Here is a 23385-nt window from a genome sequence, read left to right on the forward strand (position 1 = left end):
CTGACGCATGTTTCTGGATCTGCTGCGACGCCGCAACCCGGGCCTTTTGGCCGCTGCCGCGGACCTGCACGGCAGGGGTGACCTGCCGACCAACTGCTATGCGCTGGACCTGGACACCGTGGCGACGAACGCCGCCGCCATCAAGCGTGAGGCCGACCGCCACGGGCTCTCCACGTACGCGATGACGAAGCAGGTCGGGCGCAACCCCGACTTCTGCCGGACGATCCGCGACGCCGGCATCACCGACGCCGTCGGCGTGGACCTGCAGTGCGCCCTGGCCGATCGACGCGGCGGGCTCGGCATCGGTCACCTCGGTCACCTGGTGCAGATTCCCCGGCACGAGGCAGCCACCGCCGCCGCGCTCGCCCCGAGATACTGGACGGTCTTCAACGACACCAGGGCCGGCGAGGCGGCGGCCGCGAGCGCCGCCGCCGGCCGGGAGCAGGCGCTGCTCGCCCGGATCAGCGCCCCCGGCGACCGTTTCTACCGAGGTCACGAGGGTGGCTACCCGGCCGACGAGATCGTCGCGGTCGCCGACCGGCTCGATGCCCTTTCCGGGGCACGGTTCGCCGGTGTCACGAGCTTCCCGACCCAACTGTTCGACCCGGCCGCCGGCCGGGTGGTGCCGACTGCGAACCTCGAAACCCTGCGGACCGCCGCCGCCGCGTTGCGCGCCGCCGGGCGGTCCCACGTCGAGATCAACGCCCCGGGTACGACGTCCACAGCGATCCTGGGCATGCTCGCCGAGGCGGGTGCCACGCAGGTCGAGCCCGGTCACGGGCTGACCGGCACGACGCCCTGGCACGCTGTCACCGACCTGGTCGAGGAGCCCGCCGTGCTCTACGTCAGCGAGGTGTCCCACCTGTGGGACGGCCGGGCGTACGTCTTCGGTGGCGGGCTCTACGTCGACCCCGTGCTGGGTCTGGGCGGCACGCGCGCCCTGATCGTGCCCCGGGGCGGTGGTCTGGACGACGCGCACCTGGTCGACGTGGAGATGCCCGCGCCGGAGGCGATCGACTACTACGCGATGGCTGACGTCGGCGCGGTGCCGTCCGTCGCACCCGGCGACACCGTCCTGTTCGGATTCCGCCCGCAGGTCTTCGTCACCCGGGCGCTGACCGCGGGGGTGACCGGCGTGCGTTCCGGCGCCCCGGCCGTCACCGGCGTCTACGCCGCCGACGGGTCGACGCCGATCCGGCTCGACGACAGCGACCCGCGCACCCACACGTCCGGCAGCACAGGGAGGGCATCATGAGCACTGTCACCCAGAACACAGTCCCGGCCGGTGACGCGGCCGGCACGGGCGCCCCACCGTTGCAGCTGCGCGACATCCGCAAGCAGTTCGGCGGGGTCGTCGCGATCGAGCGGTTCAACCTCGAACTGGCCGCCGGTCAGATCACGGCGCTGGTCGGTGACAACGGCGCCGGCAAGTCCACCCTCGTGAAGATCATTTCCGGGGTGTACCAGCCGACCGAGGGCGAGCTGCGGATTCACGGCCGACCGGTGACGTTCCGGGACGCCTCCGACGCCCGACGGCAGGGGGTCGAGGTCGTCTACCAGGACCTGGCCCTTGCCGACTCGCAGCCGGTCTACATGAACATGTTCCTCGGCCGGGAGTTGACCCGCGGCCCGCTGCGGCTGCTGGACCGCCGCCGGATGGCGCGGGAGACCCAGGAACTGGTAGATGCCCTGGACGTCCGCATCCCCAGCGCGAAGGCGACGATCAGGGACCTCTCCGGCGGGCAGCGTCAGGCGGTGGCGATCTGCCGAGCCACCCACTGGGCGAGCGGCCTGGTGTTGATGGACGAGCCGACCGCCGCGCTGGGGGTGGCCGAGACCGCCAAGGTGGAGCAGCTGATCATGAAGTTGCGGGAACGGGGCGCCGCAGTCCTCGTCGTCAGCCACAACCTCGACCAGGTGTTCCGGATCGCCGACCGGGTGGCCGTGCTGCGCCGTGGCCGCCAGGTCGGTGTCCGCAACATCGAGGAGACCAGCCGCAACGAGATCGTCTCGATGATCACCGGTGCGTCGGGCGAGGTCGAGCAGTCCTGAGCCCCGGCTGCTGTTGGTGAAGCCGGGGCGTCACCAACAGCAGCCGGCCAGGCCGGCGACCAGTGCGCCGTGAACAGGAAGTGCACCTGGGCCTGCCGGAGGCCGGCGAGGTCACGGGCGACGGGCACGATGCCGTAGCGGTTGAACGCGTCGACGTTCGCTCCGAGCGAGGGCGGCCACCATCGCTGCCACTCACGCAGCTCGTTTGAGCGGCGCGCGCCTGCGAGACGTGTCTACAGGGCGCTCTTGCCGGGCCGCGGCTCGCGGTCGGCCGGGTCTTCCCCCGGGGCACCGTGCGCGTGGCGCGGTTGCCGGGTCAGCGAGCCGGGAGGCTTGACGCTTACCACTCGTGACGCAGACGGAGCGTAGAGAGCATCGCCGTCGAACGCGTTCGGGCAGCTGGTAGTGCCAGCACTACGCCGGGAGTACGGCACGGGGGATGGCTGCCGTCCGACGACCCGCATACGTTCAGGTGCAAGGAATTCCGGACGGAAGAGTTCGACCTGACACGTTCGGTCTCGCGACACGGGGCCTGGCGTGGTTGTCGCTTCGGCATGCCACCCAGAGCGCCGATAAAGGAAAGAAACTATGAGCACGGATGTCTACCGTTCCCCGATCCCGGTGCCGGCGGCTGCTGCCGGGCCGATTGCCGTCCGGGTCGAGAGCCTGGTCAAGGTCTATGGGTCCGGGCGTCAGTCCGTCACAGCGCTCGCCGGCGTGGACGCCACGTTCGAGCGCGGCACGTTCACGGCGGTGATGGGCCCGTCCGGCTCGGGCAAGAGCACCCTCCTGCACATGGCGGCGGGTCTGGACCGGCCGACCTCCGGTCGTGTGTGGATCGCCGAGGAGGAGCTGTCGCGGCTGTCGGAGACCAAGCTGACAAAGCTGCGCCGGAGCAGGATCGGCTTCATCTTCCAGGCCTTCAATTTGATCGGCGCGCTGAGCGTCGAGGAGAACATCCACCTGCCGTTGCGGCTGTCCGGGACGCCGGTCGACGCGGCGTGGCTGCGGGAGGTGGTGCAACGGGTGGGGCTCGCCGATCGGTTGCGTCACCGACCGGCGGAGCTGTCCGGTGGGCAGCAGCAGCGGGTGGCGATCGCCCGCGCGCTGGCGATGCGTCCTGACGTGATCTTCTCCGACGAACCGACCGGCGCCCTGGACACGCAGACGGCGGCGGAGGTGCTGACCCTGCTGCGGTCGGTGGTCGACGATTCCGGGCAGACGGTCATCATGGTGACCCACGACCCGGTGGCCGCCTCCTACGCCGACCGGGTACTGGTCCTCGCGGACGGTCGGATCGTGCGGGACATGCCCCAGCCGGGCGCGGAGCGGATCGCCGAGCAGTTGGCGTTGCTCGGCCGCCGCCCCGCAGGCACCGCGCGGGAGGTCTGAGCCGTGCTGAGACTGGCCGCGCAGATGCTGCGCCACCGTATCGGAAGCGCCGTCGCCACCCTGGTCGCACTCACGCTCGGCGTCACGATCCTGACGTCAATCGGCCTGCTGGTCGAGTCCGGACTGCGCTACCAGCCCACACCACAGCGGTTGGCCGCCGCGGACGTGGTGATCGCCAACCGCGAACTCACCGTCACCAACAGGGAATTCGACGGCGAGATGGTCACGACCACTGTCGCCCTACCCGCCGGCGGGACCGTTCCGGTCGCGCTTGCCGATCGGCTCCGGCAGGTGCCCGGAGTGGCAACCGTAGCCGTCGACAACTCCTTCCGGGCCGTCGTCTCGACACCGGTGGCGACGGAGGCCACCGGCCACGGCTGGAGCAGTGCCGGGCTCACGCCGTACCGGATCGTCGCCGGCAACCAGCCTGGCGCCGACGACGAGGTCGCCGTCGACGTCGGGCTCGCCACGACGTCCGGTTCCACAGCGAGCCCCGGTGACCGGATCGCCATCCTGGTCAACGGCGGCGTCCGCGAGTATCGGATCAGTGCCACCGTCGAACGGACGGTCGCCGGGGACGGGCCGGCGGACGCCCTCTTCTTCACCGACACCCATGCCGCGCAGCTGAACCCGCACCCGGGCCGGGCCGACGCGATCGGAATCATCCTGGCGCCCGGCGCGGACCGCACCGCAGTGGTGGCCGAGGTTCGCCGAATGTCCGCCGAGGTCGGAGCGAAGGCGTACACCGGTGTCGAGCGCGGCAAGCTGGAGCAACCCGAGGCTCTCGCGGCGGGTGCCCTGCTCGTGGAGATCGGGGCCGTCTTCGGTGGCTACGTCGCGCTGCTCGTCATCTTCGTCGTGGCGGGAACCATCGGCCTGGCGGTACGCCACCGACGTCGCGACCTCGCCCTGCTGCGGGCCATAGCGGCGACACCGGGTCAGGTACGACTGATGATCCTCGCGGAGGTCGGCCAGCTGAGCATTGCCTCCGTCGTGCTGGGCGTGCCGGCGGGCCTGTTCGCGACCGGCTGGGTGCACCGGCAACTGGTGGAGCGGGGCTTCATCCCCGAGGGCTTCCCGATCACCGGCGGTGTCGTCTCGACGGTGGCGGTGGCAGCGGCGACGATCCTGGTGGCCGCGGCGGCGGCGTTGATCGCGGCCCGCCGCACGGTACGGATCCGACCGACCGAGGCACTCGGTGAGGTGTCGGTGGAAGCGGCGCGCAACAGCAGGACCCGGCTCTATTTCGGCCTGGGCGCGCTGGCCGGCGGCCTCGCGCTCACCATGTTCACGACGGCCGCCGGTGGCCAGGCGGCTCTCGGTGCGGCGATCGGCATGCTCTACACCTTCGTGCTCGCGGTGGCCCTGCTGGCACCATGGATCAACCGGTACGCGGCCCGCGCGCTCGGTCCGGCCCTGCGGGCCGTCTGGCGGGAGAGCGGATACCTGGCCTCGGCGAACCTGCGGGCCAACGCGCAGGGAATGGTCACCGTGCTGACGGCGCTGGTGCTGTCGGTCGGCTTCGGAGGCTCGGTCTGGTTTCTCCAGGACAACCTGCAACGCCATACGATCGCGCAGAGCCGTGACGGGATACTCGCCCAACACGCGCTGGTTTCCGCCACCGGGCTACCCGAGACCGCGGTGGACGAGGCCCGCGCGACTCCCGGGGTCGTCGCGGCGACCGGCATCCGACGTACGTCCGTTCTGATGTCCTGGCTGAGCGAGGTCGAAGTGGTCGGCGCTCAGGGCATCGATCCCGAGGGCGTGGAGCAGACGATGGACCTGAAGGTCAGCGACGGCAGCCTTGCCGACCTTCGTGGCGAGAGCGTGGCCCTGTCCAGCCTCCGAGCGTCGTCGCAGGGTGTCGACGTCGGCGAGCAGGTCTCGATGTGGTTGGGCGATGGCACGCCTGTGACGTTGCGGGTGGTCGCCATCTACGAACGGGGGCTGGGTTTCGGTGACGTGACCCTCAGCCGGGAGACGCTCGACGGGCACACGGCGACTGATCTCGACGACCAGGTCCTGATCCGAACCGAGTCGGGCGGCGACGCCGGCGCCCTCGCCAACCTCGTCAGCCGCTACCCGGGCAGCGGACTTGTCGACACCAGCGCCATCAACGCTCAGTTGGCGAAGGACCTGGCGCTCAGCGCCTGGCTGAACAAGCTCCTCATCGGCGTGATGGTCGGCTACGCCGCCCTCGCGGCCGCGAACACGATGGTCATGGCTGCACTGGCCAGGGGGCGCGAACTGGCGCTGCTCCGTCTGGTCGGAGTGACCCGGCGTCAGGTCAAGCGGATGGTGCACGCCGAACAGGTCGGCCTGCTCGGGACGTCACTGCTGATCGGCGGAGCCATCGCCGCGATCTCGCTGATCTCGGTGGTGCGGACCCTGACCGGAGAGCCCGTGCCCTACGTGCCCCTGGCGGGATGGATATCGATCATCGTTGGTACCACGCTGCTGGCGCTGGTCACCACCGTCCTGCCCATCGGCGCACTGCTGCGCACACCGCCGGTCCACGGCATCGGAATCAGGGAGTAGACGGGAGGTCGTCGAGCGACTCGGCCCGCAGCAGCAGGGCCAGCCCTTCGCGCAGCAGAGGATCGTCTTCGGCGATCACGATCCGCACGGCAGCTCCACCTGTATCGTCGTCGGCCCGCCGGGCGGGCTGGTAAGCGAGAACCGTCCGTCGTACGCCTCGACCCGCTGCCGGATGCCGGTGATCCCCGAGCCGTCGCGCTCAGCGGCACCGCCGTGGCCGTCGTCGCTCACCAGCAGCAGCAGCTGCCCGCCCTCGGAGCGCACCGTGACGGTGGCAGCGGTGGCGCCGCTGTGCTTGTTCACGTTGGTAAGCGCCTCGGCCACCACGAAGTAGGCGGTGGCCTCGACGGAGGTGGCGCACCGACCGGGCATGTCGATGTCGACCCGGCACGGCACGGCGCTGCTCGCGGCCAGGCCGTTGAGGGCGCCGGTCAGGCCGCGGTCGGCCAGTACCGGCGGCAGGATGCCGCGCACGACCGTACGCAGCTCGGCCAGCGCCTGCTCGGCGGCGTCCTGCGCCCGCTCCAGGACGGCCGTCGCAGACTCCGGGTCCCGGGCCAGCGCCCGACGGGCCGCGCCGAGCAGCACGTTGACCGCCACCAGCCGGTTCTGTGTCCCGTCGTGCAGTGACCGTTCGATGCGGCGCAGCTCCGCGGCGTGGGCGTCCAGCGCGCCAGCGCGGGTGGCGGTCAGCTGTGCCACCCGCAGCGACAGATCGGCGCCGGGAGGTGGCGCCAGCAGACGACGGCCGGGCCGCGCCTGGAGGCGGGCCATGCCCGGCCCGACGGCCAGGCCGACTGCCAGCCAGCCGATGCCCAGAACTCCCGCCCCGAGCGCGTCCAGGAACCCGTCGATCCGCCAGGTAAGCAACCCCGGCCCGTGGGAGCCGGGCGGCAGCAGCCAGAACCACAGTGGGAACGTGACGCCCTGCAGCGCGTACAGGGCGATGACGAGGGCGAGCAGACCGATCAGGAAGCCAGCGAAGGCGTGTACCGCCAGCCAGCCCAACTCCCGCCGTACGGCGTAGTCCCGCAACGCGTCGCGCAGTCCGGCCGGCACCGGCCCGGGATTCACGACCGGCGGACCCCAGCGGGACAGGCGGTCCCGTTCGCGGTTGGCGACCGCCCGCACCATCCGCAGGGTGGGCGACGGGAGGAAGATTCCGATACCGATGACGTGGGCAAGCCCACCGAGCGCCAGTAATGACGTGCTCAGCCCGCCGACGAGATGCTCCAGGGCATCGACCGCGAGACGTATCCGGTCGTTCAGGTAACGCCGGCTGGCGTGGAAACGCCTGCCAGCGGCCGAGTCCTCGAATGACACCGCACCTCCCCGCCAGACCATAGGACACCGGTCCGGGCCGGGCGACGGCGCGGCCGTGAAAGCGCTGCTGGCGGTGCGACGTCACCACCCGCGGCAGCGCGCCACAGAGAAAAACTTGTGCCCGTTGTTGTAGATATTCTCGGCCGGTCCGGTTAAGGTATCTCTCGTTGACAGCAGAGGAACGTAAAGACGCGGACGACCTGACCGATTGCGAGGTCGCGACGGGCAGAGGGCTGGAAGCCGGCGCACATCGCCGCTTTCGCCCGCACGGCAGTGCAGATAGGCACAAGCTCCGGTCGACATGACGGAGGGTCGCAGGTGGGGCCGAGGCACGTTCAGGGCTCCAGCTGACAGTTCGTCGCCGACGTGTGGGGCCACGAAGTTGCGTGGGGCCTCCACGCGGGCGAGCAGTTCAGGCAATGGAAGCAGAGGAAAGGGAGGGTTCCACACCGTTGGATCGCCCGCTACCGGTCGCTGTTCGGGCCGGGCGGACACCGCAGTTTCCATCGAACGAGAGGTGGTCTCCGGTCACGCTTATGCGATCCTCGCACCCGTTGCCTGCACAGCAGGCTGGTGCGGAAAGGACAAGCCGACGTTCTCGTCGGTAGATGGTGTTCAAACCCATAACCCTGGGCCCCGGCGCGTCAGCGCCGGGGCCCTCGACATGGAGGTCAGATGGGCCAAGGACCCGAGGACATGTTCGGCGACGAGGACTTCCCCGCGTACACGATCGGTCGCGCCGCGGAGATCGTCGGCACCACCCAGGAATTCCTGCGCAGGCTGGACGAGGCGAAGCTGATCCACCCGCAGCGCTCGGCCGGCGGGCACCGCCGCTACTCCCGCTATCAACTGCGACTGGCCGCGAGGGCCAGGGAGATGGTCGACCAGGGCACGGCGCTGGAAGCCGCCTGCCGCATCATCATCCTGGAGGACCAGCTCGAGGAGGCCCTGCGGCAGAACCAGAACGGTAGGTGACCACAGCCGCGCCCGGCCACGTCAGACGGTGCGCCGGGAGCGGCTCAGTGCGATCGAACCGAGGCCCAACGCGGCCACGCCCAAGACCAGAGCCACGTACGCGCCGCCACGCCCGTTGCCCGTGCCGATCCCACTGTCCGAGGTGACCACCACGAGCGCGCCGAGCGCCACGCCGACCAGTCCTGTCGCCAGGGCCACGGCCGCGCCGAGCCGACCGGTGGCGGTGCCGACGCGACTTGCGGGACGGGCCAGGGACAACGCGCCGATGATGACGCCGACCAGTGCCACCACGGCTGCCACGGAGGCCCCGAGCCGCCCGGCACTCATTGTGACGCTGGCGGCGACCGGCTGAGTCGACGCGTACGCGGCCGCCGGTGCGGCGAGCCCGCCGACCAGAGTGGACGCGACGACGGCGACCACCAGCCGGGCGGTTGACAGATTCCCTGACGCGTTCATGTGCCACTCCTTCGTCGTCAATCGTTGTGCTCCGATCCTGGCGGTGGGCGGGCCGCGGGTCGTCCGGCGACGGGACGCCTTCTCGCCTGCCGTCGAGGGCGTACCCGCCTGCCACGGACGGGGCAGGCGCGGCGTGCGCTACAGCGGGCGCGGTAGTGGTGGCTCGTCCGCCAGGGGGAGTCGCAGGCGGCATGCGCGGGGCTACGGTTCCGGCATGAGCACGGGACGGGTGGGTGTCCGGGACATCGGAATCGCCGTGTGCGTGACAGCGGCGCTGCTTGCCGCAGGGCTCGCCGAGGACCGCTCCCGCATCTCCCTGGACCTGCTCGGCCTCGCGCTCCTGGCGGCCAGTGGTCTGGCTCTGGCCGCGCGCCGGCAGGCACCCGTCGCCGTCCTCGCCCTCAGCGGGTTGTGCGGCGTCGGCTACCAGGCGGTGGGCTTCGACGTGCCCGCTGTCGCCTTCCTGTTCGCCGTGTACGCCGCCGTGCGGGCAGGGCATCGCGCCGTCACGATCATCGCGGCCGTCCTGATGCTGGTCGCGCTGCCGCTCACGGCCCTGGCCCCGCCGCTGGACCTTCCGGTGGGCGAGGCGCTCACACGTGCCCGCGGCGCGCTCGAGGTGGCGTGGCTCGTCGCCGCCGCCGCAGCCGGTGAGGCGTTGCGGCAGGCCGAGCGGCGGGCCGACGAAGCCGAGCGCACCCGGGAACAGGTCGCGCGTCGCCGCGCCGACGAGGAACGGCTGCACATCGCACGTGAGCTGCACGACTCGCTCACCCACCAGATCTCGATCATCAAGGTGCAGGCCGAAGTGGCCGTCCACCTAGCCCGCAGGCGCGGCGAGGCGGTGCCGGAGGCGCTGCTGGCGATTCGGGAGGCCGGCCGTGAGGCGAGCCGCGAGCTGCGCGCGACCCTGGAGGCGCTGCGCGAGGACGGCGGCAACCCGCAGCGCGGGCTCGACCACCTCTCGGAGCTGGTGGAGCGCGCCCGGATGGCCGGCCTGGACGCGACGTTGACGATCGAGGGGCAGCGACACGACGTGCCGGCAGCGGTGGACCGGACCGCCTACCGGATCGTCCAGGAGTCCCTCACCAACGTCGCCCGGCACGCCGCCGCCGCGACGGCGTCGGTCCGTGTCGACTACCGTCCGGATGCCCTCGCCATCCGCGTCGACGACGACGGTACGGCCCGGCTGGGCACGCCGCCGACGCCCGGTGTGGGGTTGCTCGGCATGCGCGAACGGGTCACCGCCCTCGGCGGTCGGCTCCGTGCCGAGCCCCGCGACGAGGGCGGCTTCAGCGTCCACGCCGAGCTTCCCGTCGGCCCGACGCCATGATCCGCGTCCTGCTTGTCGACGACCAGCCGCTCCTTCGCAGCGGCTTCCGCGCGCTCCTCGACGCCGAAGACGACATCGAGGTGGTGGGCGAGGCCGCCGACGGGCGACAGGGGGTGGCTCTCGCCAGACAACATCTGCCCGACATCGCGCTCATCGACATTCAGATGCCGGTAATGGACGGCATCGAGGCGACACGGCTCATTGCCGCGGACCCGACCCTGGCCGGGGTGCACGTCGTCATCCTTACCAACTACGGCCTCGACGAACACGTCTTCCACGCACTACGCGCGGGCGCGGCCGGCTTCCTCGTCAAGGACATCGAGCCGGAGGACTTCCTGCACGCCGTCCGCGTCGCGGCACGCGGCGACGCGCTGCTCGCACCGTCGATCACCCGCAGGCTCATCGACAGGTACGTCACCGAGCCGCCCCACCTGCGTGCCCACGCCGGCCTGGCCGGGCTCACCAACCGGGAACGGGAGACCGTCGCACTTGTCGCGCGTGGCCTCTCCAATGACGAGATCGCCGACCGCCTGGTGATCAGCCCGCTGACCGCGAAGACACACGTCAACCGCGCCATGGCCAAGTTGCACGCCCGCGACCGCGCCCAACTCGTTGTCATCGCGTACGAGTGCGGCCTCGTGGTGCCACGCCCGCGCTGAGGTGATCACCAGCAGGGCGACGAGGCGTGGCGAGCGTCGCACGAGGGTTGGCGCGGTGATTAGCTGTCAGCATGATCGCACCTGTTTTCCTCGGGACGTGGCCGACTCCGCTGGAGGCCGCACCCCGGCTCGCAGCCCGGCTCGGGCTGGCGGAGTTGTGGTTCAAGCGCGACGACCTCGGCGGGCTCGGCGGCGGCGGCAACAAGATCCGCAAGCTGCGCTACACCTGCGCCGAGGCGGTCGCGGTCGGCGCCACCACGCTCATCACCTCAGGGGCGCCACAGAGCAACCACGCGCGGCTGACCGCCGCGGCGGCCGCACGCCTCGGCCTCGGCTGCGTGCTTGTGCTCGCCGGCTCGCCCCCGCCGGAGCGGCGCGGGAACCTGCTGCTCGACGAGCTGGCCGGCGCGGAGATCGTCTGGGCGGGAGACAGCCCGCTCGCGGAGGTGGTGGCGGTAGAGGCGAACCGGCGGTCGGCGTACGCCATCCCCTTCGGTGGCACCTCACCCGCGTCGGTCCAGGGCTATGTGGACTGCGGTCGGGAACTGCGCGACCAGGTGCCGGACATCGACGCGACGGAGGTCGTGGTGGCGCTCGGCTCCGGCGGGACGATGGCCGGGCTGGTACGCGAACTGGGCGCCGAGCGGGTGGTCGGCGTGGACGTCGGGGCCCTGCCCGACCCCCGCTCGACGGTCGCCGGCCTGCTGACCGGTGAGGTTGAGCCGGCCGCGCTGCGGATCGACGGGTCACAGGTGGGCGCAGGCTACGCCACCCTCACCGACGGGGTGCGGGAGGCACTGACAACGACCGCCCGCGAGGAGGGGATCTTCCTGGATCCGACGTACACCGGCCGGGCCATGGCCGCGCTGCTGGCCGGCAGCTTCCCGCGCGGCGCCAGTGTGGTCTTCCTGCACACCGGGGGCCTGCCGGGGCTCTTCGGCCATCCTGGGCTGTTCGGCGGCGGGAAAAGCCGCCAGGATCACTGAACGCAGGCGCCCCGAACAGCTCGTGCCATGATTGCGTTCATGGGCAAGCAGCAGCACGTCGGCCGATCCGACCGGCACAGCGGACCGGCCACCACCGGCAACGACACGGCAGGTGCTGACGCGCGCCTCGGCGTTGCGCAGGACCCGGCGACGTCACAGATGACCCTCATCGATCTGGCGTCCGACCCGTCGCCAGTGGTCCGTAAGGCCGTCGCGAGCCGCAGCGACGCGCCCGCGCAGGCACTGCGACCGCTGGCCCGGGACCACGACCGTCAGGTCCGGGAGGCCGTGGCGAGGAACCCGTCGACGTCGGTCGGCAACCTGCTGCGTCTGGTCAAGGACGCGGACCGGTGGGTCCGCTGGGCGGTGGCCAGTAACCCGGCCTGCGACGAGTCGGTGCGCCGGGCCATGGTCGAGGCGGCCGACAAGGAGCTTCGTGGCCTCCTCGCCGAGACCCGCGAGTTGGAACCCGACCTGGCTGCCCGGCTTGTCAACGACGTCTCACCCGAGGTGCGGGAACGGCTCGCCACCCACACCCACGACCCCGACGTGATCAACGCCCTGATGGCCGACCGCACCAGCCGCGTCCGCAAGGGGCTCGCCCGCAACCGGCGTACCACCGCCGCGCAGCGCAGCGCGCTTGCCGCCGACCCGGTGGTGGACGTCCGCGTGGCGCTGGTCCGCTCGGTCGACCTGGACGAGGCGGACCTGGAACGCCTCGTCGACGACCGCTCCGTGCAGGTGCGACTGGCGATGGCGACGTCCGAGATCGTCCCGCCGCACATCCGTAAGGCACTTGAGCGCGATCCGGACGAGATGGTGGCCTCGGCGGCACGGGACTTCCGCCCTGCGTCGGGCACCGCCTCCGCGGTGCGGGCGCCGCGCATCGGCCACCGCCCGTCCGGCGGGGGCACCGCCCCGGCCGGCGGCGCCGCGCACTGAGGCGAGGCCGTCCCTGCCTGCTCTGGTCGCCCTGCCCGCTCTGGTCGCCTCCTCGGTACGTGTAGTGGCGCGCTGTAGAGCTGCCCCAAATCTGGGGCGTGCGCGACGCACCCTCCCTCGTAGATGACCTCACCGCGCAGCACCAGACGCCGGCACACCGGAAGCTCGTATCGGATTGAGCGACATCCGGACAAGGGTGGTGGGGCGCCGCCGCCTGCCCCACCGGTGGGGCAGCTCGACAGGACGCGCCTGGGTATGGGCGACCTGACGATGGGGCGGCACAGGGAGCTGTCGACCTCGGAGCTCAGGCCGATCCACGGCGGTGGGTTGCGGCGGCCGTGGTCGGAGTCCTACGCCGCGGGGATGAGGCGCGGAGATGAGGGAGGAGAGGACGGCGCTAAGCGAGGTGGACGGTCGGCGGTTACAGGCGCGACGCCCTTGGCTGGTGTGGGGTGTTGCGGCGGGCGACCTGCGGCGTCGATGACGGCCGGGCGTTAAGCGGTACGTCCCGGCGGGCCAGGCGGTGCAGCAGGGCGCGGATCTGGCGCTTGTCCGAGGCCGGGACGGTCTCGTCGAGCAGCCGTTCACGGATGCTGCCCATGTCCGCGTCGACCTGCGTGAGCGCCGGAGGGCTGGCCGGGGTGGGGGTGCCGGCCATCGCGAGTGGCCGGATTGCGGCAGCGATGGGAAGTCCGAGTGTGGCGCAGAGGCTGCGGACCTTCGACAGTTCCGGGTAGCGCTGCCAGTCGCCGGCGAGCCAGCGGAACAGCGTAGAGCGGCTGATGCCTGTGTGTCGCGCGATGTCGCCGACCGTCCAGCCGTGTTGTTCCCGTGCGTCCTCGACGGTCTGGCGAACGAACTGCGCGAACGCCATCTGCGGCGTCGTGGGAGTGTCCGTCATCGGAGGTGCCCCCTCGGTGCTGTGGTGCTCGGCGTACGGCACTCGATCGGATACGGCGTGTGGCCGTGATGTGATCTTCTCGCAGTCGATGCCGTAGCGCCTCGTCGTCAGGCACCGCTGCCTTACTCGTTCCAGGTTGGGCGGTTACTCAACCCACTGATCGCAGGCGGTTTCCGCGGCGCCGGTGGAGCGCTCCGCAGGCGCTGTCGAGTGGGGCGGCCTGCGTCGCGCGACCCTGTCAATCGACGGTTGCCGTGATGTCAAGGTAATCTTTTTGCAATCAGACCTGTACTTTCGTCGATGGATTACATAAGTTGCTGGCATCCACCGAAAGTTCTGAGTCTTCCGAGCAAAGCCCGCGACGAGCCTCACCTCAGTCGTGCTTCCGCCCCGTGCTCGGCGGTTGATGCACCCTGCCCTTCGTCGCGTCTTCGCCCGGTCGGGAACGGAGACCCATGGACGATCATGCTGCTGGCCCTCACCGCCAGCTCTCCCGCAGATCGCTGATCGCTACCGGAGCACTGGCCGCCGGCGCGCTCGGCGCGTCCGCCCCGGCGATCGGTAGCGCCCTCGGCGGCAGCCCTGCACGGGCCGCCGCCGGCGTCACGAAGAAGGTCACCCTCTACGCCGAGCAGTTGCCCGGTGGCCTGTTCGGGTACGGCCTGGCGCCCGGCCAGGCCACCGTGCCCGGGCCGGTGCTGGAGATCTACGAGGGTGACACCCTGGAGATCACCCTTGTCAACACCACGAACCAGCGGCTGTCGATCCATCCGCACGGGGTGGACTACAGCACCGACTCCGACGGCAGCCCACTCAACGCCTCGTTCAACAACCCCGGCGAGACGCGCACGTACGTCTGGCGCTCGCGGGAGATGTTCGCCGCCTCGGGTCGGCGGTACATGCCGGGCAGTGCCGGCTACTGGCACTACCACGATCACGCCATGGGCACCGACCACGGCACCGGCGGGATAGCCAAGGGCCTGTACGGGGCGCTGATCGTCCGGCGGCGCGGCGACATCCTGCCGGACAAGCAGTTCACAGTCGTGTTCAACGACATGATGATCAACAACAAGATGGCCCCGGACACCCCGATGTTCGAGGCGAACCTCGGCGAGCGGGTGGAGTGGATCGCCATCGGGCACGGCGGCACCTTCCACACCTTCCACCTGCACGCACACCGCTGGGCGGACAACCGAACGGGCATGCTGGAGGGCCCGGCCGATCCGAGCCTCGTGATCGACAACAAGGACCTCAATCCAGGCAGCTCCTTCGGCTTCCAGGTCCTCGCCGGAGAGGGCGTCGGACCCGGCGCCTGGATGTACCACTGCCACGTGCAGTTCCACTCCGACGGTGGCATGGCCGGCATCTTCCTGGTCCGCAACGCCGACGGCAGCATGCCGCCGGGCGCCGAGGAAGCGATCCACCGGTTCCAGGGCCACACCCATACGGATGGCAGCTGACCGAAACCGAGAGTGGGGACGGGCATGACCAGAAAGCTACGACGAGCACTCGCCGCGATAGCGGCACTCGTGACACTGATCCCGGCGACTTCGGCGGCAGCCGCGCCGCGAACGGCAGCGGCACCGCAGGTGGCGCAGCCGCAGAAGACAGCGGTCCTGGTGTTCCACGGCCCGGTGGCCGAGCAGCAGGACCCGGTGGCGCGCGCAGCGGATACCATCCGGCAACTTGGTGCCGGTCATGACATCGATGTCATCACCACCAGTGACCCCAGCGTGTTCACAGCGTCCGGGCTGTCCGCGTACCGCAGCGTGGTCTTTCTCTCCGCGACGGGCGCCGCGCTCAACCGCGACCAGGAGTCGGCGCTGCAGAGCTACATGAAGGCCGGCGGCGGCTTCGTCGGCATCGCCGACGCCGCCCGCGCGCAGGTCGACTCCGCCTGGTTCACCGGCCTGATCGGTGCCCGCCCGGCGGGCGCCATCCCGGTGGCCGAGCCGGTCGCCCGGGTGACCGCCAGCGGCGAGAACCCGCCGGACGAGACAAAGGAGAAACTCACCGACGGCGACGCCAACACCAAGTGGCTGGTCCGCACCGCTACCGGTTGGGTCGCCTACGAACTGAGCGCGCCGAAGCAGGTCACTGGGTACGCGCTGACGTCGGCGAACGACTTCACCGGCCGCGACCCGAAGGACTGGACGCTCCAGGGCTCGGCAGACGGCCAGAGCTGGACCGACCTGGACCGGCGCACCGGTCAGGTCTTCCCGGAGCGCTTCCAGACCCGCCGCTTCGACATCGCCACCCCGCAGGAGTTCAAGCACTTCCGGCTGAACATCACAGCCAACAGCGGGGAGCCCCTGATCCAGCTCGCCGACCTGCGGCTCTTCACCGGCGACACAAGCGCGCCGCAGATCCCACCGGTGAACCGGGCGGTGGTCGACATCCTGGACCGGAAGCACCCGGCCACGGCGTCGCTGCCGATGACCATCACCCGGTCGGACCGCTGGGACAACTGGGACCCGAACCCGATCGGCACCGTGCACACACTGGCCCAGGTGCAGGAGCGGCACTACGACCCCGGGCCGGGCGCCAACGGCCCGTTCCACCCGGTGTCCTGGTGCCGGGACTACGACGGCGGCCGGTCGTTCTACACGGGCATGGGCCATACCGAGGGCAGCTACGGCGAGGAGGCGTTCCGCACGCACCTGGCCGGGGCTCTCAACTGGACCACCGGTCGCGTCCGCGGCGACTGCCAGGCCACCATCGCGTCGAACTACAAGGTGGAGCGACTCACCGCTGCCAACCAGACCGGTCAGCTGGACCAGATCGGCGAGCCGCACGGGCTGACCATCGCCCCCGACGGCACCGTCTTCTACGTCGGCAAGGCGGCCTGCCCGACCGGCCCGATCGCGGACTGGAACAACCCGAACGTCGGTAAGGGCTGCGGCACCATCCACTCGTGGGACCCGCGTACCAAACAGGCGAAGCTGCTCACCACCCTTGAGGTGATGGGCAACCGGGGCAGCGGCTCCGAGCTGGTGAAGAACGAGGAGGGCCTGCTCGGCATCGTGCCCGACCCGAAGTTCGCCGAGAACGGCTGGCTCTACGTCTACTGGATGCCGCACGAGTCGATCGACAGGGTGAAGCGGGTCGGGCAGCGGACCATCTCGCGGTTCACCTACGACCGCGAGGCGCAGACCATCGACCAGTCCACCCGCAAGGATCTGCTGGAGTTCCCGGTGCAGATCCACAGCTGCTGCCACGCCGGTGGCGGCATGGCGTTCGACGCCAAGGGCAACCTCTACGTGGGATCCGGCGACAACAACTCCTCCGAGGGGTCGCAGGGCTACTCCGGTAACAACTGGACCCAGGAGTACCAGGGGATCTCGTTCCAGGACGCCCGACGTACGTCGGGTAACACGAACGACCTCGCCGGAAAGATCATCCGGATTCACCCGGAGGCGGACGGCACGTACACCATCCCGGAGGGCAACCTGTTCCCACCGGGCACCGAGAAGACCCGTCCGGAGATCTACGTGATGGGCGTGCGCAACATCGCCCGACTCCAGATCGACCCGGAACACCAGTGGCTGACCGCCGGCTGGGTCGGCCCGGACGCGTCGTCGCCCAGCCCCACCCTCGGCCCGGCCAAGTACGAGACCGCCACGATCATCACCGAGGCCGGTAATCACGGTTGGCCGTACTGCATGGGCAACCGGCAGCCGTACCGGGACCGCAGCAACACCGACGCGACAGTGCTGACCGGCTGGTACGACTGCGACAACCTGAAGAACGAGTCTCCCCGCAACACCGGTCTGGTGGACATCCCGGCGGCCCGGGACAACATGATCTGGTATTCGCCAGACGGCGGGGGACCGGTCTTCCCGAAGAGGACCGACGGCAGCGGCCTGCCTACCTACGTCGCGGCCGACGCCACCTACACGCAGCCCTACCTGCGCGGCGGCGGGCAGGCCATCATGTCCGGTCCGACCTACCACCGCGACCGCGTCGACACCAACAGCGGTGTGGCCTGGCCGGCGTACTGGGACGAGAAGTGGTTCATCGGCGACCAGTCGAACGCCAACAACCGCGTCGCCGTCACCGTCGACCCGGCCGGCGTGCCGCAGGCAACCCCACCGGTGTACGCCGAGACGCTGCGGGCCATCATCCCCAGCGGCAACGGCGACACCCGGCTGCAGAGCTGGATGGACGCCAAGTTCGGCCCGGACGGCGCGCTCTACCTGCTGGACTACGGAGGCGGGTTCTTCAGCCTGCACCCCAACCAGAAGCTGATCCGGATCACCTACACCGGCGGCGCGCCCACCCCCGTACCGTCGGCGAACTCGGTGGCCGTGCAGAACAAGCCGCTGACCATCGCCTTCGACGGCTCCCGCTCCGGCGGAGTCAGCCACCGCTGGGAGTTCGGCGACGGCGCCACGTCGACCGAGGCGAACCCCCGGCACACGTACGCGACTGTCGGCACCTACACGGCGAAGCTGACGGTCACGTACGCCGACGGTGAGACGGCGACGGTGCAGTCCACTGTCACCGTGGGCTGTGCGGTGCCCGATGCCCGGCAGACTGTGTGGCTCGACGACACGGACAGCAAGGTGCCCAACCGCACGGTCGGGCAGGGCTGCACCATAAACGACCTGCTCGACGACGAGAGCGTCTGGCCCGATCACAACAGCTTCGTGCGGCACGTGACAGCGGTGACCGACGCGCTGCGGGACGACGACCTGCTCAACGCCCGTGAGGCCGGCACGCTCACCCGTCTGGCCGCCGCGTCGGAGATCGGTCGGGACGGACGCACCGGCTACGAGCCGCTCTTCGACGGCACTGCCGAGTCGCTTCGCGGTTGGCAGCAGGCGCCGACCGGGTCGTTCGCGATCCAGCCGGACGGGTCGTTGCGGTCCAGCGGTGGTCTGGGCATGCTCTGGCACACGAAGGAACTCGGCGACTTCTCCCTGCGGGTGCAGTTCCGCGACATCGCACCCGGCACCGGTCGGGCCAACACCGGCGTGTTCGTCCGGTTCCCCGACCTGCGGACGCCGTTGGAGCAGCGCCCGCCGGGCAGCTGCGGCACTGTCGGATCGGCCCGGACCTCGCCTGCGTGGATGGCCATCTACTGCGGACACGAAATCCAGATCTACGACGGTGAGACCGGTGAGCCGCAGAAGACCGGCTCGGTCTACAACTTCGACCCCGTGCCGCTGGCGCAGGCCGGCGTCACCCCGAAGAACCAGTGGAACGACTACGAGATCCGCGTCGTCGGCCAGCACTACACCATGATCCGTAACGGTGTGGTGATCAACGAGTTCGACAACACGCCGGGCAAACAGTCCTCCCGCGCCGGCGATCCACCCACCGATCTGCGGCAGTTCCTGCGCGGCTTCATCGGCCTGCAGAACCACGGTGACAACGACCTGACCGAGTTCCGCAACATCCGCGTGCGCGAACTCTAGGAGAGACGATGCCCCGACGACTGACGGCAGCGCTGGCGGCGCTCCTGCTCACGGTGACCCCGTGGGCAGCGACGCCGGCCACCGCCGCCCCACGCGCCGCGGAACAGGTGCTGACCTGGACCGCCGACGACGACATCACCCGCTACAAGTCCGCTCCCACCCAGGCGGTGGCCGGTGCGACAACGATCATCTGGGAGAACAGCGCGGCCACCGGAAACACCACAGGGATGCCGCACACGCTGACCTTCGACACCAGCACCGAGGGCTACAACCACGACGTCACGCTGAACATCCTGGCCAACCCGTTCGACGTCAACAACGGGCGTCACGAGGCGACAGTGACGCTGACGCCGGGCCGCTACCGCTACTTCTGCACAATCCCCGGCCACGGCCAGATGGTCGGGGAGCTGGTGGTCACCGACGGCGGTGGTGGCGACGACACCACCCCGCCGACGGTGACCGGCGCCGTGTCGGGTGACCGCGACCAGGACGGCAACTACGTCGGTGCAGCGACGGTGACGGTGACTGCCACCGACGCCGGCTCCGGCGTGGACACCGTCGAATACCAGGTCGACGACACGAGCTTCCAGCCGTACACGCAGCCGGTGCGCGTCACGGCGATCGGTGACCACTCGGTGCAGTTCCGCGCTACCGACCAGGCCGGCAACACCAGCGCTGTCGGCTCGGTGTCGTTCCGGATCGTCGAGCCGACCCAGGAGGACACCACGCCGCCGGTGGTGACGGCCGCGTTGACCGGCGACCGTGACGGCGACGGCAACTACGTCGGTACGGCCACCGCCACGCTTACCGCCACCGACGAGGGGTCCGGTGTCGCCAGCATCGAGTACTCCCTCGACGGTGGCGCCTTCACCACGTACGCGAACCCGGTCGTCGTGAACACGGTGGGGATGCACATGCTGCACTACCGGGCGACAGACGTCGCCGGTAACACGTCGGCCGAGCAGATGGCGCACTTCACGGTCGTCGCACCGCCGGTCGAGGACACCACCCCGCCCACGGTCTCCGCCACGGTGACCGGTGACCGCAACGACGACGGCGCGTACGTCGGCGGCGCGACAGTCACAGTCACCGCCACCGACGACGAATCGGGAGTGGCAAAGGTCGAGTACGCGCTCGGCACCGGGGCCTGGACCACGTACTCCGGGCCGGTCACCGTCCGCGCCGTCGGCGCGCACACAGTGCGGTACCGGGCCACCGACACCGCCGGCAACACCTCCACCGAGCAGTCGAGCACGTTCACGGTGGTGGCAGACGGCACCGACGCCTGCCCCGAGTCCGACACCCGGGCCACCGTGATCATCGACGGCGACGACACCGGTGTGGCGAACGTCGACACCGGCGACGGCTGCACCATAAACGATCTGATCGACGAACACGCCGACTACCCCGGCCACGCCGAGTTCGTCAGGCACGTCGAGGCGGTCACCACCGCGCTCGTGACCGGCGGAACGCTCGACCGGCGGCAGCAGGGCGCCATCGTCCGGGCCGCGGCCCGATCGGACGTCGGCGCATGAGTCCTCGAATCTCACCGACAGGGAGTACAACGATGCCCGGACGTACCGTCGTCAAGCTGGCCACCGTGAGCGCCGTCGTCGCCGCCTCGGTGCTGGCGGTGGCGCCCTCCGCACACGCCGACCTGGTCACCCACTGCATCGGCACCGGCGGCGCGGTGACCGTCCCCAACGACCTGCTCGTGCCGGCCGGCAAGTCCTGCTCGCTGACCGGCACCACGATCACCGGCAACGTCACCGTCGCGGCCGGCGGCAACCTGGTGGTCACCGGTGGTCGCATCAGCGGTGAGGTACGCGTCGCCGCGGACGGCTACCTCGACGCCACCGACACGACAGTCGACGGCCAGGTGGTGCTGGCCGCCGGCGGGTACGGCGTCTTCCTCTCCGCCGCCCAGACCGGAACCGTGACGGTACGGCCGAAGGGCACGGCGACAATCGACAGCTTCCTGTTCGTGGAGGAGTCGACGATCGTCGGGCACGTCAACGCGAGCGCCGGCGAGGTCCGGCTCGACAGTGGAACCCAGGTGCAGCGCAACCTGAGCAGCACCGGCACCTACTACACCGACGTGCACGACTCGTTCGTCGACGGCACGCTGTCGGTGCTGAACAGCTCCACCGGCAGCGTGGTGTGCGGCAGTGCGGTCCGGGGCCGGGCCACCTTCGCCGGCAACCTCGGCGGGGTGCAACTCGGCCCGAACGGGGTCCTCGACAGCTGCGCGTCCGGCGGCTACTGGGGCGCGGACGTCAGCATCACCAGCACCACTGGTGGAGTCACCGTCGACGACAACATCATCAACGGTCAGCTCACTGTGACGTCGAACAACCCGGCTGCGCAGGTGGCCGACAACAACCGGATCCGCGGCGGCGTGACCGGTGACCAGGCCGACGCGACAGCCAACCGGGCCGCCCGGGTGGCCGACCCGGACCGCGAGGAGGCCGGCGAGCAGAGGGCGGAGGTCCGTCGTACCTCGGCCGAGCAGGCGGCCACCGCGGCGGGCACCGCCCGGCTCTAGGCCGCCGGCACCGTAACGCCGGGCCGGACGTCAGCAGGCGTTCGGCCCGGCGCGGCGTCACCACCGTTTCCGGTACGGCAAGCCTCGGGCGCTCACTTGATGGCGAGCGCGTTGGGCGGGGAGCCGACCCCACCCGGGATGTTCAGTGGTTTGCAGGTAAGGAAGAAGTCGTAGCGGCCGTCCTGCGCGCAGCTCGCGGCGAGCTGGTCGAGCCTCCACAGCTCGCCCATCGCCATGCCGAGCAGTGCGATAAGCGGTCGGTGCAGCATGCCGCTGTGGTTCACGCCGCGCTCGGGTGCGCGTTCGCCTGTCACCCGGAAATCCGAGTCGATGACGGGGTCGGCCTCGACGGCGGGCGTGTCACTGGCGACGAGCGCGATTTCGTGGTCCCACAGCCACCGCAGTGTCTGCTCGCGTTGGGCCAGCCCGGGGGACCGGTTGCGGGTGTTGAACTCGATGCGCTCCGGCCGCGATTTCGCCACGTAGTTCTCGGCCCAGCCGGTGCGCAGCAACAGGATGTCGCCGCCGCGCCACTGGACGCCCTGGTCCGCCGCGATCGCGTCGAGCGTCGGCGCGTCGAGGACCACCGTCGTCTCGCAGTCGTACTCGCGGCCGTGTGCCGCGAAGAAACGCGCTACGTCCAGCAGCACGCCCCGGCCGGCGATGCCCGACTCGGCCCAGTTGTGGATGCCCAGGCGCGTCGAGTCGCTCGTGTTGTCGGAGGCCGCGAGCCCGTTGTAGAAACCGTGTCGGGGGTGGCCGATGTGGCGCAACGCGTCCAACTGCGAGGTGGACTGGAGATAGAACGAGTCGAGCCAGTCGTCGCGGTGGAACTCGTTGTTGGCGAACACGTGGTGCGCGGTGGCCGGTCGGGTGCCGGTCGGGTACGGGTCGAAGGCGTTGACGGGGTAGTCGAGGTTGAACCTGTGGCCGCTGCGGACGAGTCGCGCGGCCGCCGCCACCCGTTCGGGCGTCAGGAGGTTGATGGTGCCCAGTTCGTCGTCGCGGCCGAAGACATCCCAGCTCGAGTGGGGCGGGTCCGCGGAGGAGAGTTCTTCATAAGTCGGCATGTGGCCCTTCACCTGGAGCCTTCAGTTCGTCGCTGAGCGCGGTGGCGGTTGCCAGGAGTTGGTCGAGTGCGGTGGCCAGGTCGAGTTCCCCGGCGCCGAGGATCGCCACGGTGGCGCACATTCCCTGCTCGTCGAAGACCGGCGCCGCCATGGCGAACAGGCCGCCGCTGTGTCGGGCGATGCTGAACCCCTGCCGGCGGGCGGAGTAGATCTCGGACTCCAGCCGGGCCCTGTCGACCGCCGACATTCCCTCGGTGGCGGCGTCCAGCGCTGACGGATCGGCGTACGCGAGGAACAGGTGGGTCTGGGCCGCGGTCATGTCGAGCTTCGAGCCCGCGTGCACGGTCACCACGACCATTCGACTCGTGTCCTCCTCGACGAGGGCGACCACCGGCTCCGTCGCGCCGCGGATGCTGAGCACCGCCGTCATGCGGACGGCGGTGCGCAGCTTCCGCAGGTGGGGACCGGCGATCTCGACGATGCGTTGGCGTCCCAGGGCCTGGATGCCCAGCTCCAGCATCAGTCCGCCGAGCGCGAACGTCCCTCGCCGGGTGCCTCGTTCGAGAATGCCGGCGGCCACCATCGATGCGCAGTACCGGTAGGCCGTTGTGCGGTTCAGGCCGGTGCGTTCGGCAACGTCCGCCGCTGTGAGCTCGAGGACCCGAGGGCCGAACAGCGCTAGGATCTGGCCGACGCGTGCAACGGCCCGGATGTCGGAACTCGATGCGTCGGTCGGGTCAAAGTTCGCCATCGCTGAATCGTAGTTCACAGAGGGAACGTCTAGGTTTCAGTG

General features: G+C 70.3%; 17 protein-coding genes, 1 pseudogene and 1 riboswitch. Of the genes and pseudogenes, 13 read left to right on the forward strand and 5 right to left on the reverse strand.

The window, feature by feature from the left end:
• The first annotated feature begins 7 nt into the window (after positions 1–7).
• The 4 genes from ACPXB1_RS13455 (at position 8) to ACPXB1_RS13470 (ending at position 5982) form a co-directional block, all read left to right on the forward strand.
• Positions 8–1255: an alanine racemase gene (locus tag ACPXB1_RS13455; protein ID WP_355591760.1), complete on the forward strand. Its 1248-nt coding sequence runs from the start codon at positions 8–10 to the stop codon at positions 1253–1255.
• Positions 1252–2052 (forward strand): ATP-binding cassette domain-containing protein, encoded by an 801-nt coding sequence (locus ACPXB1_RS13460; protein ID WP_355591757.1) that lies wholly within the window; start codon positions 1252–1254, stop codon positions 2050–2052. Before ACPXB1_RS13455 ends, ACPXB1_RS13460 begins: the two co-directional genes overlap by 4 nt.
• 237 nt (positions 2053–2289) lie before the next feature.
• Positions 2290–2407, reverse strand: a riboswitch (SAM riboswitch).
• Positions 2408–2640: 233 nt separating this feature from the next.
• On the forward strand, positions 2641–3444 hold the full coding sequence (locus ACPXB1_RS13465) for an ABC transporter ATP-binding protein (RefSeq protein WP_355591754.1): 804 nt from the start codon (positions 2641–2643) through the stop codon (positions 3442–3444).
• Positions 3445–3447: 3 nt separating this feature from the next.
• On the forward strand, positions 3448–5982 hold the full coding sequence (locus tag ACPXB1_RS13470; protein ID WP_355627782.1) for an ABC transporter permease: 2535 nt from the start codon (positions 3448–3450) through the stop codon (positions 5980–5982).
• Between the two features lie 75 nt (positions 5983–6057).
• On the opposite strand, the gene ACPXB1_RS13475 is transcribed toward ACPXB1_RS13470, so the two are convergent.
• Positions 6058–7305, reverse strand: coding sequence for a sensor histidine kinase (locus ACPXB1_RS13475; protein WP_355591749.1), 1248 nt, complete (start codon positions 7303–7305; stop codon positions 6058–6060).
• A gap of 675 nt (positions 7306–7980) precedes the next feature.
• On the opposite strand from ACPXB1_RS13475, the gene ACPXB1_RS13480 reads away from it, so the two are divergent.
• Complete coding sequence (locus ACPXB1_RS13480; RefSeq protein ID WP_355591746.1) at positions 7981–8280, forward strand: MerR family transcriptional regulator; 300 nt, start codon at positions 7981–7983, stop codon at positions 8278–8280.
• A gap of 21 nt (positions 8281–8301) precedes the next feature.
• Here ACPXB1_RS13480 and ACPXB1_RS13485 read toward each other — a convergent pair whose 3' ends face one another.
• The gene (locus tag ACPXB1_RS13485) at positions 8302–8736 is read right to left on the reverse strand and encodes a DUF6223 family protein (protein ID WP_355591743.1); all 435 of its coding nucleotides are present in this window, start codon (positions 8734–8736) and stop codon (positions 8302–8304) included.
• Between the two features lie 214 nt (positions 8737–8950).
• On the opposite strand from ACPXB1_RS13485, the gene ACPXB1_RS13490 reads away from it, so the two are divergent.
• The 4 genes from ACPXB1_RS13490 to ACPXB1_RS13505 all read left to right on the forward strand — a co-directional run bounded on the left by ACPXB1_RS13490 (position 8951) and on the right by ACPXB1_RS13505 (position 12656).
• Positions 8951–10069: a sensor histidine kinase gene (locus ACPXB1_RS13490; RefSeq protein ID WP_355591740.1), complete on the forward strand. Its 1119-nt coding sequence runs from the start codon at positions 8951–8953 to the stop codon at positions 10067–10069.
• Positions 10066–10728 (forward strand): response regulator transcription factor, encoded by a 663-nt coding sequence (locus tag ACPXB1_RS13495; protein ID WP_355591738.1) that lies wholly within the window; start codon positions 10066–10068, stop codon positions 10726–10728. The genes ACPXB1_RS13490 and ACPXB1_RS13495 overlap by 4 nt, the downstream gene beginning before the upstream one ends.
• Before the next feature lie 71 nt (positions 10729–10799).
• Positions 10800–11714, forward strand: coding sequence for a pyridoxal-phosphate dependent enzyme (locus tag ACPXB1_RS13500; protein WP_355591736.1), 915 nt, complete (start codon positions 10800–10802; stop codon positions 11712–11714).
• Between the two features lie 39 nt (positions 11715–11753).
• The gene (locus ACPXB1_RS13505) at positions 11754–12656 is read left to right on the forward strand and encodes a hypothetical protein (protein WP_425735351.1); all 903 of its coding nucleotides are present in this window, start codon (positions 11754–11756) and stop codon (positions 12654–12656) included.
• Positions 12657–13158: 502 nt separating this feature from the next.
• Here ACPXB1_RS13505 and ACPXB1_RS13510 read toward each other — a convergent pair.
• Positions 13159–13557: pseudogene (locus tag ACPXB1_RS13510) on the reverse strand (helix-turn-helix domain-containing protein); the annotation flags it as partial.
• Between the two features lie 455 nt (positions 13558–14012).
• Between ACPXB1_RS13510 and ACPXB1_RS13515 the strand changes: the two are divergent.
• From ACPXB1_RS13515 to ACPXB1_RS13530, 4 genes are read left to right on the forward strand one after another with little or no spacing between them, the layout of a single operon-like run.
• Positions 14013–15017 carry a multicopper oxidase domain-containing protein gene (locus ACPXB1_RS13515; protein WP_425735352.1) on the forward strand — a complete coding sequence of 335 codons (1005 nt, stop codon included), beginning with the start codon at positions 14013–14015 and terminating at the stop codon, positions 15015–15017.
• 24 nt (positions 15018–15041) lie between these two features.
• Positions 15042–18977: a ThuA domain-containing protein gene (locus ACPXB1_RS13520; protein WP_425735353.1), complete on the forward strand. Its 3936-nt coding sequence runs from the start codon at positions 15042–15044 to the stop codon at positions 18975–18977.
• An 8-nt stretch (positions 18978–18985) separates the two neighbouring features.
• Positions 18986–20512: an OmpL47-type beta-barrel domain-containing protein gene (locus tag ACPXB1_RS13525; protein WP_425735354.1), complete on the forward strand. Its 1527-nt coding sequence runs from the start codon at positions 18986–18988 to the stop codon at positions 20510–20512.
• Between the two features lie 32 nt (positions 20513–20544).
• Positions 20545–21522 (forward strand): hypothetical protein, encoded by a 978-nt coding sequence (locus ACPXB1_RS13530; protein WP_355591720.1) that lies wholly within the window; start codon positions 20545–20547, stop codon positions 21520–21522.
• A 92-nt stretch (positions 21523–21614) separates the two neighbouring features.
• Here ACPXB1_RS13530 and ACPXB1_RS13535 read toward each other — a convergent pair whose 3' ends face one another.
• Both ACPXB1_RS13535 and ACPXB1_RS13540 read right to left on the reverse strand, forming a co-directional pair.
• Entirely contained in the window at positions 21615–22592 is a 978-nt protein-coding gene (locus tag ACPXB1_RS13535) for a cyclase family protein (protein ID WP_355591717.1), read from the reverse strand.
• Positions 22579–23343 (reverse strand): IclR family transcriptional regulator, encoded by a 765-nt coding sequence (locus tag ACPXB1_RS13540; RefSeq protein WP_355591714.1) that lies wholly within the window; start codon positions 23341–23343, stop codon positions 22579–22581. The genes ACPXB1_RS13535 and ACPXB1_RS13540 overlap by 14 nt, the downstream gene beginning before the upstream one ends.
• Between the last annotated feature and the right edge of the window lie 42 nt (positions 23344–23385).

Source organism: Micromonospora sp. DT68, assembly GCF_049847245.1.
Lineage (GTDB): Bacteria > Actinomycetota > Actinomycetes > Mycobacteriales > Micromonosporaceae > Micromonospora > Micromonospora profundi.

What these genes read in the sequence shown, in the direction of transcription:
- ACPXB1_RS13505 (WP_425735351.1), top strand. Translation starts at nt 11,754, where the DNA reads ATGGGCAAGCAGCAGCACGTCGGCCGATCCGACCGGCACAGCGGACCG.
- ACPXB1_RS13495 (WP_355591738.1), top strand. Translation starts at nt 10,066, where the DNA reads ATGATCCGCGTCCTGCTTGTCGACGACCAGCCGCTCCTTCGCAGCGGC.
- ACPXB1_RS13480 (WP_355591746.1), top strand. Translation starts at nt 7,981, where the DNA reads ATGGGCCAAGGACCCGAGGACATGTTCGGCGACGAGGACTTCCCCGCG.
- ACPXB1_RS13455 (WP_355591760.1), top strand. Translation starts at nt 8, where the DNA reads ATGTTTCTGGATCTGCTGCGACGCCGCAACCCGGGCCTTTTGGCCGCT.
- ACPXB1_RS13535 (WP_355591717.1), bottom strand. Translation starts at nt 22,592, where the DNA reads ATGCCGACTTATGAAGAACTCTCCTCCGCGGACCCGCCCCACTCGAGC.
- ACPXB1_RS13530 (WP_355591720.1), top strand. Translation starts at nt 20,545, where the DNA reads ATGCCCGGACGTACCGTCGTCAAGCTGGCCACCGTGAGCGCCGTCGTC.
- ACPXB1_RS13500 (WP_355591736.1), top strand. Translation starts at nt 10,800, where the DNA reads ATGATCGCACCTGTTTTCCTCGGGACGTGGCCGACTCCGCTGGAGGCC.
- ACPXB1_RS13490 (WP_355591740.1), top strand. Translation starts at nt 8,951, where the DNA reads ATGAGCACGGGACGGGTGGGTGTCCGGGACATCGGAATCGCCGTGTGC.
- ACPXB1_RS13465 (WP_355591754.1), top strand. Translation starts at nt 2,641, where the DNA reads ATGAGCACGGATGTCTACCGTTCCCCGATCCCGGTGCCGGCGGCTGCT.
- ACPXB1_RS13460 (WP_355591757.1), top strand. Translation starts at nt 1,252, where the DNA reads ATGAGCACTGTCACCCAGAACACAGTCCCGGCCGGTGACGCGGCCGGC.
- ACPXB1_RS13540 (WP_355591714.1), bottom strand. Translation starts at nt 23,343, where the DNA reads ATGGCGAACTTTGACCCGACCGACGCATCGAGTTCCGACATCCGGGCC.
- ACPXB1_RS13520 (WP_425735353.1), top strand. Translation starts at nt 15,042, where the DNA reads ATGACCAGAAAGCTACGACGAGCACTCGCCGCGATAGCGGCACTCGTG.
- ACPXB1_RS13515 (WP_425735352.1), top strand. Translation starts at nt 14,013, where the DNA reads ATGGACGATCATGCTGCTGGCCCTCACCGCCAGCTCTCCCGCAGATCG.
- ACPXB1_RS13485 (WP_355591743.1), bottom strand. Translation starts at nt 8,736, where the DNA reads ATGAACGCGTCAGGGAATCTGTCAACCGCCCGGCTGGTGGTCGCCGTC.
- ACPXB1_RS13525 (WP_425735354.1), top strand. Translation starts at nt 18,986, where the DNA reads ATGCCCCGACGACTGACGGCAGCGCTGGCGGCGCTCCTGCTCACGGTG.